The organism is Pseudoxanthomonas sp. (genome assembly GCF_027498035.1).
Lineage (GTDB): Bacteria > Pseudomonadota > Gammaproteobacteria > Xanthomonadales > Xanthomonadaceae > Pseudoxanthomonas_A.
Window position 1 is genome coordinate 2,012,875 of record NZ_CP114978.1, and the last position, 13,633, is coordinate 2,026,507.

Here is a 13,633-nt window from a genome sequence, read left to right on the forward strand (position 1 = left end):
CGGCCATCGCGCCGCCTAGCCCGGATCGACCCTAGAACTCCTGCCAGTCGGCGCTTTCTGCCATCGCGGCAAGCTTGGGCTTGGCGGGCGTACGCACGACCGACGCCGGGGATTTCCTGGTGGGCACGCGTGCAGCCACCACCGCCTGCACCGGCGCGAATGCCGGCCTGGGCAGCGCCACGACCTCAGCCACCTGCGCAACGCCAGCCAACCGGAACACGGCCACCGCACGGCCCAGATCCGATGCCTGGTCTTCCAGGCTCTTGGCCGCCGCCGTGGCTTCTTCCACCAGCGCCGCATTCTGCTGGGTGGTTTCGTCCAGCTGCATCACCGTCCTGCTGACCTGCTCGATTCCCGAACTCTGCTCGGCGCTGGCCGCTGAGATCTCGGCCATGATGTCGGTGACGCGCTGCACCGAGGTCACCACTTCGGCCATGGTGCTGCCGGCGCGCGCGACCAGGGCCGCACCCTGCTCCACTTCCTGCGCCGAATCGGAGATCAGCGTCTTGATCTCCTTGGCCGCTTCGGCCGAACGCTGCGCCAGGGACCGCACTTCCGAGGCGACTACCGCGAATCCACGTCCCTGCTCGCCGGCACGCGCCGCCTCCACCGCGGCATTCAGCGCCAGGATGTTGGTCTGGAAGGCGATGCCGTCGATCACGCCGGTGATGTCGGCGATCCGCTTCGATGCGGCGCTGATCGAGGCCATCGTGGTGACCACATCCTCCACCACCCGGCCACCCTCCTGCGCGACCGTGCCGGCGCCCAGCGCCAGCTGGTTGGCCTGGCGGGCACTGTCGGCGTTCTGCTTCACGGTGGAAGTCAGCTCCTCCATCGAGGCAGCGGTCTCTTCCAGGTTCGCTGCCTGCTGCTCGGTCCGCACCGACAGGTCGCTGTTGCCGGTCGCGATCTCGACCGCCGCGGTGTTGATCGATTCGACCGAGCGCTGGATGCCCTGCACGATGCCGGTCAACTGCGCGGCAGTGCGATTGGTCGCATCGGCCAGCTGGCCGAAAGCCCCCTCGTAACCTGCGTCCACGCGCTGGGACAGGTCGCCGCCGGCAATCGCGCCCATGACCCGGCCGACGTCGGCCAGGCCATCTTCGGCCTGGCGCATCAGGCGGTTCAGCGACTCGACCATGTCCTTGAACGCGAACTGGTAGCGCGTTGCTTCGCCACGCGCCGAGAAATCGCCGCGCGCGGCCGCATCGGCCAGGCGCGCAATGTCGCCGTTGACGGCCGACAGATTGGCCTTCACCGCGTCCAGGGCTTCATGCAGCGCGGCACGCTGGCCAGGCAGGCGCCGCATGTCGCGGCGCAGGTCGCCACGGCCGTACTCGGCCATCACCGCCATCCCTTCGACGATCGCGTCCAGATGCTCGAACAGCGCCGTATTGACGCCCCGGGCGAGCGTGCCGTAATCGCCGGGGAAGTCTTCGGGCATGCGATGTCCGATGTCCTCGCCCTGCTGCAGCTGGACCAGGGACTGCATCTCGCTGTTGAACCGCTGCAGCTGCCCCTGCATCTGCTGCATGCTGGCCATCAGCTGACCGGTTTCATCGCGTGATTCCACCTGGATATCGTTGTCGAAACGCCCCGCGGCGATCGCACCGGCGACCCGGGTCGCCGCCCGCAGCGGCGTGCCGATGGCGCTTGCGATCAGCCAGCACAGGCCCACCACCAGCGCCACCAGGGCGGCGCCAATCAGGGTCAGGATCTTGGTGAAACCAAGCGCCTCGGCCTGGATGTCCTCGGCATAGACGCCCATGACCACGACCCACTGCCACTGCGGGAACGTTTCAGCGAAGCTGATCTTGGGCAGCTGCTCGTTCTTCCCGGGCTTGGGGCCGCTGTAGTAGCTGAAGCCATCACCCGCGGTCACCGCCTTGCGGATGTCGCGGTACACGTATTCGCCCTGCTCGCTCCGGTAGTCGCTCATGTCGGTCCCGACCTTGCGCGTGGGATGCATGACGATGCGCATCTGCGGATCGACGATGAAGAAATAGTCCACGCCGCCGTTGGTCTTCATGTCCGCCAGCGCGGCCAGCGCCGCGGCCCTGGCCTGCGCCTCGGTCACCTGGCCGCGCCTGGCCTGGTCGGCGAAGTGCTGCAGCACGCTGACACCCATGTCCACCTGGGTCTTGACGCTCTGCTTGCGGGCCTGGACCAGGTCCAGGTATTGCAGGCGCGCAGCGGACACGGCCAGCAGGATCACGCCGACGGCGAGGATCGAACACAGCACGATGAATTTGCGCGTCAACGGCAGGTCGGCCACGCGACGGCGCAGGAAGGTCACAGGGTTCATGGCAATTCAAGGATCAATACGACGATAGGTCGCTCCTGTATCGGCTGCCGCTCCATGGAACTTGACCCCGCCCCTGCCACCGCGCCGACGAACGGGCCTGGCGCGGGCGGGACTCAAGCTCGCCAGCCCCTGGCCGATACCGGTGGGGTACCGCACTGCCAGAAGCACTCCTTTCTCCGCCAGAGCGTCATGCCCAGGTTCCCCAATGTCGTATCCACCTGAATCGTCATCTTCCAAGAAGGGTGGACTGCGCCGGTTGTTCTCCAGGCAGGAGCAGGACGACGGCCCGGCGCCTCCGGCGACCGACACGCCCATCCCGACGCAGCACCACGCGCTCGCGGACGAACAGGCACCCGCACCGCCACCGGATGCCGCAGCGGCGACCGCCGCCCTGATGCAGCTGTTCTCCCACGGCCATCAGCCCGAAGCGCTGCTCGGCGCCTTCGCCGACGGCATCTGCACCCTGCACGGCGAACTGCGCGACATGGGCCTGCGACTGCGCGCGGCCTTCGACCTGCAGGACTGGCCGGCCTATGCGCGGGCGTTGCGCCAGCTGATCGACAAGTACATCCGCACCATCGACATCGCCGATCCCGGCATTGACGGCCGCACCGAAGCCCAACGCCTGCGCGAGCTGCTGCGACAAGCCGTCGGCAATGCCCTGGCAACGCTGTTGCAGCGCAGCCCGGCACTGGCCGACGAAGCCCAGACGCTGGGCAGCACGCTGCACCACTGGCATGCCGGGCGGGACCTGGCACCACTGGAGGGCCGCCTGCGCGAGCTGGTCCACCAGGCCAGCCTGCACGCCGAAGACACCAGCAAGCAGCAACACCTGCTGCTGGAGTTGTTCGACCTGCTGCTGGACAACATCGGCGAGCTGACCGACGACCACAGTTGGCTGCAGGAACAGGTCGGCATGGTCCGCCAGCTGATTGCAGGCCCGCTGGACAGCCTCAGCATCGGCCAGGCACGGGAAACCCTGCGCGAGGTGATCTACCGGCAGGGCCAGCTCAAGCAGGGCATCGCCGAATCCCGGCAGGCCATGCGCGGGATGATGCTGTCCTTCGTCGAACAGCTCGGCGGCATGGCCAGCAGCACCGGCCAATACCACAGCCGGATCGCCGGCTACGCACAGTCCATCGGCCAGACCCGCAGCATGGTCGACCTGAACCGGCTGCTGCAGGAGGTGCTGCAGGACACCGCCGGGGTGCAGGCTGAGGCCGCCGCGTCACATGAAGTGCTCATCGATGCCCAGCGCCAGGTGGAACACGCGGAGCAGCGCATCGTGGCCCTCGAGCAGGAACTCAGGGATCTGGCCGAACTGGCCCGCGAGGATCAGCTGACGGGTGCGCTGAATCGACGCGGATTCGACGAGCTGTTCAACCGCGAGCGCGCGCGCACCGTCCGCAGTGGCCAGCCGCTGTGCCTGGCGATGCTGGACCTGGACGACTTCCGCAGGATCAACGAGGTCCACGGCCATGCCGGCGGTGACGCCGCGCTGCGGCACGTCGTCGAAGTGGCGCGCATCACCCTGCGCGGAACCGACGCGATCGCCCGGTTCGGCGGCGAGGAATTCGTGCTGCTGCTGCCCGATGCCACGATCTTCGAGGCCAAGGCGACCGTCCTCCGCCTGCAGCGAGGACTGGCGCAGCATTCCTTCGTGCATGAGGACATGCGCATCTTCGTCACCTTCAGCGCCGGCGTGGCGATGCAGCAGGCCAACGAAACCCAGGACGCGCTGCTGCGGCGCGCCGACCGCGCCATGTACAGGGCCAAGAAGGCCGGCAAGAGTCGCGTGATCGCCAGCGAGTGAGGCGGCCGGCCGGAGAAGCTGTTCGCGATCTTCAGGCCAGCCCTTGTAGAGCCGAGCTCGCTCGGCTGGGGACTTTCTCTGTAACGCCCTTGCCGAGCAAGCTCGGCGCTACATGATCGCGCCCGGGCCGATTGCCGTGTGCACCGCCATTCCCCTTTTCGCAGCCCGCGCGCGCCTCAGCCTGCGGCTTGATCTGGCGCCGAATAGACCAGGCTGCGATGCAGGGCGCGGGCGATTTCCACATCGGCTTCGTCGTCGAAGTACACCGCCAGCTGCACATGGCTGGTGTCGGCGAAGGCGTAGCCGTAATAGCCGGGCATGCGCTGGTCGTCTTCGTCGGCGTCTTCGTCCGTCTCCTCGGCCAGCCGGTAGGCGTAGAACAGCGTGGACCCGGCCTGTTCCTGCTCGATGGCCTCGGCGTCGGGCGACATGTGCTGCTTCAAGTCGTCCAGGCGCTCGGCGATGCTGGCGTTCTCATCGTTGTGCCAGATGGTCATCCACACCGTGATGCGCGGATTCCACAGCACCAGGTCGCCATCCTCGATGCGGCGATTGACCGGCTCGGGCAGCGTGATCGCCCACTCCGGCGTGAGCTGGTGGTCGCCTTCGACCACGGGGAAATCGGGATGCAGTGACATGGCGGGATCTGTTCCAACAAGACGAGCGAGTGGCATAGCGTAACCGCCCGCCACGGCACGCGCCCGCAGACGCAGCCCGCACCATCCAGCTACACCGGATTCGCCCGCTGGGAGCGCGCAGGCCGCGCGCGTTGAAAGCGCCGGTGACTTAACCCTGCAGCTTCGCCTTCAATCCCGCGACCGTGGCCTTCCAGGCCTCGACTTCGTCCACCTCTTCCCAGAGCTCCCGAAGCTCGGACTGCTCGCCGACGATCCGGTCGAGCGCCTGGATGGCCTGCTTGATCAGGTCCGGGCTCACCACCGGCTCGATCCGGGCCAACCACTCGGAGAGTTCTTCGTCCTCCTGGGCGGCGGCCGTCGGCCGACCAGCGGCCGCAGCGACCACCTCCGCCGCCACCAGCGCCTGACAGGCGTCCGGCGCTTCCAGATAATCATCCGCCGCAAGCACCGCGGCCAGCGCATCACGGACCAACCCCAGGTCCGTCACGTCAATCAGATCACTGATGAAATCCGCCGCATCGTCGTTCTCGAACGAGCCGTTTCCCCAAGCACCCATGCTTCCACCCTGCGTTTGTTTCGTTGATTGAAGATCAGGCCCCCGCCGACCCCGCAGGAACAGGGCGCAGCATGCACTTCGAAGCGTTCGAGGCGCTACTAAAGCCACCACCAAAGCTACCAAGCCACTGGACCCGGACGCACATCCTACGCAGGAAAGTGCACGCTGACCTCTGCCCTGGCAATCTCGGAAACAGGGGCAGCAAACGCTGCCCCTGTTTCGCTAAGCGCACACCGTGCGTATCTCAGTGCAGATAGAGCCCGCCGGGACCTACCGGTTTCACGCGGTTACCGCAACCAGTCGTGCGTAGCGTCTAGACCATGTATGCAGGTCGCGCCTCTTCAACGGCCAATCGGTGCACTCCCTTCTTCAGCGACTGTGCGTCGATCTCTTTCACGATCTCATCCACCTCAACGGCCCGGTCGAAGATCGTGTAGCCCAGCATCGACAAGCTGCCTTCCGCAAAGTCGGCCATGCCATCGGCAAACACCGCATCGCTGTATGCCTTGATGCACGAGATCAAGAGGTTGAGCTTGTCGATCTGATCCAGCGTGACACCAGAGACAAAGCGCTGATCTTCGGCTTCTCCGGCGTAGGCATCCTCAACGACGCCCGCTCCTTGGTCTGCCTCCTCATCGGCCATCGCCTCTGCCGCTTTCGGGGTGTCATGCGACCGCTTTGCCGGCTGCGGTTGTTTCAGCAACGACACGTCCTTCAGCACCAGATCCAGTTGCTCGGCCAACTGGTCCAGGCAGAACATCAATTCCGCCATCCCCACGGCTGGCGCCCACTCCTTCGTTTCGTCCGCAATGCGCGGCTGCGCCAGCCTCGCAAGGAAGTGGATGTGGTTCTTGATTTGCGTCAGCAAGAGCTGACTGTCCTCGGGCAGGAAATACCCCATATCCTTATCGTCGAACGTGTGCTCAGACATCGTCGTCTCCTTCTCACCATGAAGTGCCCGCCCGCGCTGATGCGACGGACGGGAAGTCGGGAGGCTAGAAACCGCGTACAGACGGCGGGCGTATTCCCCTTGCGAGTGTTGTATTAGCCGCCCTCCCGACGCGGAGCATTGCGTCGGCTTGTCCCTGCGGAATGCAGGCACAAAAAACCCACCGGTTTGACGGAGGTGGGTACCGCTGTACGAGGAGTTTCTAGGCTCCTTGGGAAGGAGATTGCTAGTACCTAGTGGCGTTGTCAACCACTGAAAGAGCCTTTGCGTAACGCGACCGATCAACGGCAGAGTGCTGTGGAGAAAGTGCACTCTGACCCTTGTTTCCATAACGCAAGAATTAAGCAGCGCCGCAGAGCGGCGTCGGCTTGAATGAATTGTTAGCCGCCACCCGGCTCTGGCCCGTCGTTGTCTGCCCAAGCGATTTCCGAGCGTTGTTGGTCGGAGAGCGACAGCACAGCGCCCTGAGCCAGGGTGAGGACTGCTCCGGACATGCGAGCGTCAGAGAAATCGCAACCGTCAAAAGACGACTGACGGAGATCCGCTCCACTCAAATTGGCCGAGTTAAATGAGGTATTAGAGAAAAGAGATGAACGTAGGTCGCTACGCACAAGAAGGGCAGACGAGAAATTGGTTCCAATGAAGTCGTTCCAGCACAAGTTGGACTCCGATAGGTCGGAATTGTGGAATGAAACGCTCGTAAACTCTGATCGACCAAAGAACGTCCGAGGGAGGGACAAGCCACTTAGATCGTCTCCGTCAAGCATCACGCGAAAGAAATTGACGCCTAATGGCTCTTCGTCATCGTATTGGGGCACGTGGTCCGGAAGCGGCGGAATACTTCCTGGCTCTAAGTAGTCCGGTTGCAACTTAAAACACGACGCTTCATAGCTCTGTCGAGTTTCCATAAAACTCCCTGTGGCGGCTAACGCTGGAATTAAGCGGCGGCGAAGCCGTCCGCCTTGAATGAGATGTTAGGCCTAGACCTGAGGCAGCGCCTCGGAAGGCGTTAGGTCTTTGCCATGAGCGTCGGCCAAGTGGAAAACGTCTTTGCAGGTGTTGCAGTAGTATCCGCGCTCGCCCCAACTGTACTCACCATACCGCAAGCCACCTTTATTGCATGATGGGCAATGGGGATTCTTGTGACGATCCCACAGGATACCGAACTTGAGCTTTAGGTCACTGGGTCGTGACAGGCGCCAAATGACAGCTACCAAAACTATGTTGAGGAGAACAGATAACAAAAAAATGGCTAGAACAACACGAAGTGAAGTTGCTGCCTCAAGCGCTGGCAGAAGAGCCGGGGCCAGTTTGTAAAACAGCCAACCAAGAAGAACCATTAGCGCGGATGCACACGCCGATCCGATATGAGACCAGAAGCCATCTTTGAATTTATCGAGCAGCGACATAGCTATTTTCTAGGCCTAACTACTGAAATAAGCCGACCTGCGAAAACGGGGTCAGAGTACGGTTTCTTTGGTCGCTCATGAAAAGTGCACTCTGACCCCTGTTTCGGAAGGCACCAGGACTTATCAGCCTTCAGATCGCTCCAGTCGATCACGATCAAAGGACGTGGCCCGCGTAACAACCAGCGCGCCATCGACGCATGCAGTGACAAGCACTCGGCATGCAGACGACGGTTGCTCAGCAAGCGGTCCAGCGCCTTGAGCGGTGCGCGTACCCGCACCGCGCCAGGCCAGCGCCGGGCCAGATCAATCAAGGTCAATCGCCAGCCGGCTGCCAGCGCTTCCACAGCCTTCAGCAGCACCCGCTCACGCAAGGCATGCATGGGCTCCAATGCATCGGCAAGACACCTCTGCAATACTTCGGTGGCGCGCATGGCCGTAGTCCTTCTTTGGCTTAGACACCTCGAAGACTGCGCCATGCGCGTACTCGTTTCCACCCGAAAAGCCTAGCAACTTGCTGATTCGGATCGGAAAAACGTGGGGATACTTCAGACTCTGACCCCTGTTTCGCAGACCCCTGTTTCGCAAGAGCAGGGAAGTGCACTCCGCCCCCTGCTTTTAGACCCCTGCTTCTATTAAATCAACTAAAATTACCCTATTGCTTACTAAATCGCCTTAACAACTGAATCAAGTGCAATCCTACAGTCCACAACCCTATTATTGTCTATGTCGACCTTTCGCCCATGCACGAAATGCTTACCCCCCACTAATGACGATACAGGAACGCCCTCGTGTGCTGCGACCACCCCTGCGGTATTAAAATCTCTCAGCGAAACCGAATATTTTGCGACGAAATCGTTCTCGCTAATGGGAGCCTGTGCACGCGGAGTAAACCTAGCAGGATTTCCCAGATACAAGCCGTAAAGCGATCCAGCGCTCGCTCTTGAAAGTGCCGCAAATGCAGCCGCGGCGCCTAGGTTTTGCGTCAGCCTGTTACCAATTACCTGATGAATTTTCGGAACGGAAACGCCATATGCTTGCGCGTTATGTGCAAATGTCCAAGCGCCGTAAATTGGGTGAGGCGGATTTTGACCATATAGGAGCGAGTGCATTGCACCAATCGCGGTCCTTGATGAATCGTCCGCGTTAACCGGCAGGAGAAGTCGTTCAACGGCGCAGATTGCCAATTCCGTGTAGCTTGAGAAGCTGGGATTTGTATCAATAAAGACTATCCACTCTCCGCCCATTTCCTGATCAACGGAAGCAATTAACCGCTTCACCACCTCATGAACCCAGACCCAAGGCTTGATGACTGGAAGGACCTGTTGCGCAGACCCAAGGTTAGATATATATGCTGAGATCAACTCTAAATTTGGATCGCCACATATTAAATTCAAATTCTTAGGAAGACTCGCATTTATGTTCGAAACTTTCGTAACGTATGTTGAAGCGTTCGGCGAGGCGGCCATGGGACCGCCGCCCAAGGCCTGCGTCAAATATCCGACAATGGTCGGAGCAACCGCACTCGTGCAAAGCTTATGAACTTCAGTCTCACCCTTCACTCCCCCGCCAAGAAGCATCATGCTCACGTTTGCCTGTGGGCACATATCTATAACAAGAACATTCTTTTCGGGATTGAGCTCCGCATATCGCGACGCCACGTTGAAGGTAATCGTACTTTTTCCAACTCCACCCTTATTGTTCCAAACCGCGTATGAATTAGTAATCACACCCACCCCCCTGGAAAAAAAAGACCACTACGGCAATCTCTTCACCCGCACTTCGAATACCCACAGTTCAAGCACGTCGCGCACCCATCCATGATCACCAGCGCCTTGGTATTGCACTTGTGGCACATGGTGGCACTGGGCGGGAACGAGGCCCCGTCGCCGGTCACAGCGATGTCCTCCTCATGATCGGCCGTGCTGTTGGGAACGATAGCGGCCGGCTCAGGGCTCACTTCAGTGTTTTTTTTTGCACGATCTTCGTACTGCTTGCGTTTCTCGGCCAGGATTGCCTTCTGATGGTCGCTCATGTCCGGGTCGTGCAGCAGGCCGATGGACTTCATGTGTTCTTCGACGATGGCGCCGAGTTCGGCGACCAGCGAGGGCATGTACACGCCGCCGGGCTTGAAATAGCCACCGCGCGGGTCGAACACGGCCTTCATCTCATCCACCACGAAGGTCACGTCGCCGCCCTTGCGGAACACCGCGGACATGATGCGGGTCAGCGCCACGATCCACTGGAAGTGCTCCATGGACTTGGAGTTGATGAAGATCTCGAACGGGCGGCGGTGTTCGTGCTCGGTGCCGGCGTTGAGCACGATGTCGTTGATGGTCACGTAGAAGGCGTGTTCCACCATGGGCGACTTGATCTTGTAGGTGCTGCCGATCAGCACATCCGGGCGCTCGATGCGCTCGTGCATCTGGATGACTTCGGCCACGGGCAGTTCGGCCTCGGCGCTGGCCTGGCTGACCGACGCAGCGGGCACCGGCGGCGCGGCGGCACGCGCCTTGTCTTCCGGGGTGAGCACGCTGTAGCCCTTGATTTTCTTGTCGATCTTGACGGCCATGGCCTGGGTTCCTGGATGCGGATGCTGTGACGATGTGGCTACCCGCCGCACGCGGTGCGCGTGCCGGCGTTGCACCCTTCCCAGGGATGCGGGAAGGGCGGTACCGCGGAATTACTTCACGGCTTTCTTGACGGCCTTCTTGGCAGCCGTAGCTTTCTTCGCCACGGTCTTGGCGACCTTCTTCACGGCTTTCTTTTCGGCGGCGATCTTTTTGGTGGCGGCTTTCTTGACGGCGGCCACTTTCTTGACGACTTTCTGCGCGCCCTTCTTCACCGCTTTCTTGTCGGCGGCAAGCTGCTTGGTGGCCGTCTTCTTGGCGGCGGCCAGGTCCTTGGAAACGGTCTTGGCGACCTTCTTCACCGCCTTCTTGTCGGCGGCGAGTTTCTTGCCGGCCTTGGCTTCCAGCTGCTTGACGGCTTTCTTCAGGGCGGCCTTCTTGCCGGCGCCCTTGGCCTTCAACGCGGCGGCCTCGACCTTGCCGTTGGTGCTGGCGGTGTTGAGCTTCTTCTTGGTGGAGTCCACGGTTTTCTTGACGGCCTTGGTGACCTTGCTGGTGCGCTTGGTCAGGGCCTTCTTGGCATCGGCCAGCTTGGTGCCGAGGGTCTTCTTGGCCTTGGCCGCGCGCTTGGCGACCTTGCCTGCCGTGACGCTGGCGGCATCGGCCACGACCGTGGCCAGTTCGCTGGTTTTCTCTTTCACGCTGTCCGCAGCATCAGACAGCGCCGCCGTGATATCCGTTCCTGTGCTCATGTGCCCTCCGAAGGGCGTTGGGGGTTGATGACGACGATGATGCTAATGCAGCCAGGGGTGAAGCCTTGCGCGTGTTGCGTGGCGCGTTGATGCGGCGTTCGGATTTTCCCGTCCGGCGCTGACGCCGGGGGACGAACAGGCAACATCAGAACTTGCCGTGACCCTTCTCAAAACTTGCCGTAATAACCCTCTTTCAGCGCATCGAACAGGTTGGCAGCGGTGTGCAGCTCGCCGTCGTATTCGATCTGCTCGTTGCCCTTGGCCTCGACGAAGGTGCCGTCTTCCAGCTCGAAGCGGTAGGTGGTGTTCTCCAGGTCGGCTTCCTTCACCAGTACGCCCTGGAAGGCAGCCGGGTTGAAGCGGAAGGTGGTGCAGCCCTTCAGGCCCTGCTGGTGGGCGTAGCGGTAGATGTCCTTGAACTGCTCGTACGGGTAGTCCGTGGGTACGTTCGCGGTCTTGGAGATGGAACTGTCCACCCACTTCTGCGCGGCGGCCTGCACGTCGACATGCTCCTTCGGATTGATGTCGTCGGCGGCGATGAAGTAATCGGGCAGTCGGGCGTCAGCGTCTTCCGAGAACGGCATGGCGTTGGCGTTGACCAGCTCGCGGTAGGCCAGCAACTCGAAGGAGAACACATCCACCTTTTCCTTGGACTTCTTGCCTTCGCGGATCACGTTGCGGCTGTAGTGGTGGGCGAACGAGGGTTCGATGCCGTTGGAGGCGTTGTTGGCCAGGCTCAGCGAGATGGTGCCGGTGGGTGCGATGGAGCTGTGGTGGGTGAAGCGGGCGCCGACTTCGGCCAGTTCTTCGACCAGTTCCGGGGCGACGGTGGCGATGCGCTGCATGTAGCGGCTGTACCGGGCGTGCAGCACCTTGCCTTCGATCTGCTGGCCGATGCGCCAGCCGTCTTTTTCCATCTCCGGGCGCTGGCGCAGCATGGCGGCGGTGACTTCAAAGCGTTCTTCCATGATCGGCGCGGCGCCTTTCTCCCTGGCCAGGGCCAGGCCGGTTTCCCAGCCGGCCACGGCCATGTCGCGGGCGATGGCTTCGGTGAACTCGCACGACTCGGCGCTGCCGTACTTCATGCGCAACATGGTCAGGGTGCTGCCCAGGCCCAGGAATCCCATGCCGTGGCGGCGCTTGCGCAGGATCTCGTTGCGCTGCTGCTCCAGCGGCAGGCCGTTCACTTCGACCACGTTGTCGAGCATGCGGGTGAACACGCGCACGACTTCCTTGTATTCGGCCCAGTCGAAACGCGCCTGCTCGGTGAACGGATCGCGCACGAAGTTGGTCAGGTTGACCGAGCCCAGCAGGCAGGCACCGTAGGGCGGCAATGGCTGTTCGCCACAAGGATTGGTCGCGCGGATGTTCTCGCACCACCAGTTGTTGTTCATCTCGTTGACGCGGTCGATCAGGATGAAGCCCGGTTCTGCGTAGTCGTAGGTGGACACCATGATCATGTCCCACAGGTGGCGGGCGCGGATCTGCCCGTACACCTTGCAGGCCACCAGGCCGTCGTCGCGGCGGATGTAGGTGTCGGACGTCGGCCATTCGCGCCACAGGATCTTGCTGGTGTCGGCCAGGTCGAAATCGGCTTCTTCCTTCTTGCCCAGCGGGAACACCAGCGGCCAGTCGGCGTCGTTGTCCACCGCCTGCATGAAGCCATCGGTGATCAGCAGTGACAAGTTGAACTGGCGCAGGCGGCCGTCCTCGCGCTTGGCGCGGATGAAATCCTTTGCATCCGGGTGGGACACATCGAAGGTGCCCATCTGCGCGCCGCGGCGGCCGCCGGCGCTGGAGACGGTGAAACACATCTTGTCGAAGATATCCATGAAGGACATCGGGCCGGAGGTGTAGGCACCTGCGCCGGCGACGAACGCGCCCCTGGGCCGCAGGGTGCTGAACTCGTAGCCGATGCCGCAGCCGGCCTTGAGGGTCAGGCCGGCTTCGTGGACTTTCTCCAGGATGCCGTCCATCGAGTCGGTGATGGTGCCCGACACGGTGCAGTTGATCGTGCTGGTGGCCGGCTTGTGTTCCAGCGCGCCGGCATTGGAGGTGATGCGGCCGGCGGGAATCGCGCCACGGCGCAGCGCCCACAGGAAACGCTCATACCAGAGGGCACGCTTTTCGGCCGTGGGCTCGGCATCGGCCAGGGCGCGGGCCACGCGCTGGTAGGTGCCGTCGATGTCGGCATCGATGGCCTCGCCGGCCTTGCTCTTCAGGCGGTACTTCTTGTCCCAGATGTCCTGGGACGCCGGCTGCATCGGAATGACCCGTGCCGCTTCTTCTTTCTTGACTGCCTCAAGGCGCACCGTGCTCATGGGTTGGAACTCTCCCTGGTGGAAAAGGCGCCGCCGCGCGAAGCGCGCGGGAGCGTGGTGATGTGGGGAACGTGCTGCTGGGCGACGGCAGGAAAGCCGCGCGCCGGGCCGTCCGGAAAGGGCCTGCGAAGGTGTTGTCGACTGGGCTGGCAGGACATCCATCCCGCGGTCACGACCTGTTGCATGCGCCGGCTCCCTGATGGCGCTGATATTCCCAAGACAAACCCTACTGCTTGGGGCCGTCACTGCCCCCGTTCGCTATATCTTGGGGCCGTAAGCCTTCGACGTTAATCCTGCGTTTGGGCAGTGTCAATCGCTGAAAA

General features: G+C 62.2%; 10 protein-coding genes and 1 pseudogene. 1 reads left to right on the forward strand and 10 read right to left on the reverse strand.

Features of this window, described 5'->3' with window-relative positions:
- Positions 1-31: 31 nt before the first annotated feature.
- Positions 32-2,287 carry a methyl-accepting chemotaxis protein gene (locus O8I58_RS08675; protein ID WP_298322863.1) on the reverse strand — a complete coding sequence of 752 codons (2,256 nt, stop codon included), beginning with the start codon at positions 2,285-2,287 and terminating at the stop codon, positions 32-34.
- A gap of 223 nt (positions 2,288-2,510) precedes the next feature.
- Between O8I58_RS08675 and O8I58_RS08680 the strand changes: the two genes are divergently transcribed.
- Entirely contained in the window at positions 2,511-4,118 is a 1,608-nt protein-coding gene (locus O8I58_RS08680) for a GGDEF domain-containing protein (protein WP_298322330.1), read from the forward strand.
- Positions 4,119-4,294: 176 nt separating this feature from the next.
- Here O8I58_RS08680 and O8I58_RS08685 read toward each other — a convergent pair whose 3' ends face one another.
- The 9 genes and pseudogenes from O8I58_RS08685 to O8I58_RS08725 all read right to left on the reverse strand — a co-directional run bounded on the left by O8I58_RS08685 (position 4,295) and on the right by O8I58_RS08725 (position 13,310).
- Positions 4,295-4,756, reverse strand: a complete 462-nt coding sequence (locus O8I58_RS08685) for a hypothetical protein (protein ID WP_298322333.1) — start codon at positions 4,754-4,756, stop codon at positions 4,295-4,297.
- Positions 4,757-4,904: 148 nt separating this feature from the next.
- Entirely contained in the window at positions 4,905-5,312 is a 408-nt protein-coding gene (locus O8I58_RS08690; RefSeq protein ID WP_298322335.1) for a DUF4259 domain-containing protein, read from the reverse strand.
- Between the two features lie 313 nt (positions 5,313-5,625).
- Complete coding sequence (locus tag O8I58_RS08695) at positions 5,626-6,243, reverse strand: XAC0095 family protein (protein ID WP_298322337.1); 618 nt, start codon at positions 6,241-6,243, stop codon at positions 5,626-5,628.
- Positions 6,244-7,241: 998 nt separating this feature from the next.
- Entirely contained in the window at positions 7,242-7,670 is a 429-nt protein-coding gene (locus O8I58_RS08700) for a hypothetical protein (protein WP_298322339.1), read from the reverse strand.
- Positions 7,671-7,777: 107 nt separating this feature from the next.
- Positions 7,778-8,101: pseudogene (locus tag O8I58_RS08705) on the reverse strand (IS4 family transposase); the annotation flags it as partial.
- Between the two features lie 231 nt (positions 8,102-8,332).
- The gene (locus O8I58_RS08710; protein ID WP_298322341.1) at positions 8,333-9,403 is read right to left on the reverse strand and encodes a ParA family protein; all 1,071 of its coding nucleotides are present in this window, start codon (positions 9,401-9,403) and stop codon (positions 8,333-8,335) included.
- 35 nt (positions 9,404-9,438) lie between these two features.
- A complete protein-coding gene (locus tag O8I58_RS08715) occupies positions 9,439-10,239 on the reverse strand; it encodes a TSCPD domain-containing protein (protein ID WP_298322342.1) in 801 nt (266 codons plus the stop codon).
- A gap of 111 nt (positions 10,240-10,350) precedes the next feature.
- The gene (locus tag O8I58_RS08720) at positions 10,351-10,989 is read right to left on the reverse strand and encodes a hypothetical protein (protein WP_298322344.1); all 639 of its coding nucleotides are present in this window, start codon (positions 10,987-10,989) and stop codon (positions 10,351-10,353) included.
- A gap of 167 nt (positions 10,990-11,156) precedes the next feature.
- Positions 11,157-13,310: an adenosylcobalamin-dependent ribonucleoside-diphosphate reductase gene (locus O8I58_RS08725; protein WP_298322346.1), complete on the reverse strand. Its 2,154-nt coding sequence runs from the start codon at positions 13,308-13,310 to the stop codon at positions 11,157-11,159.
- Between the last annotated feature and the right edge of the window lie 323 nt (positions 13,311-13,633).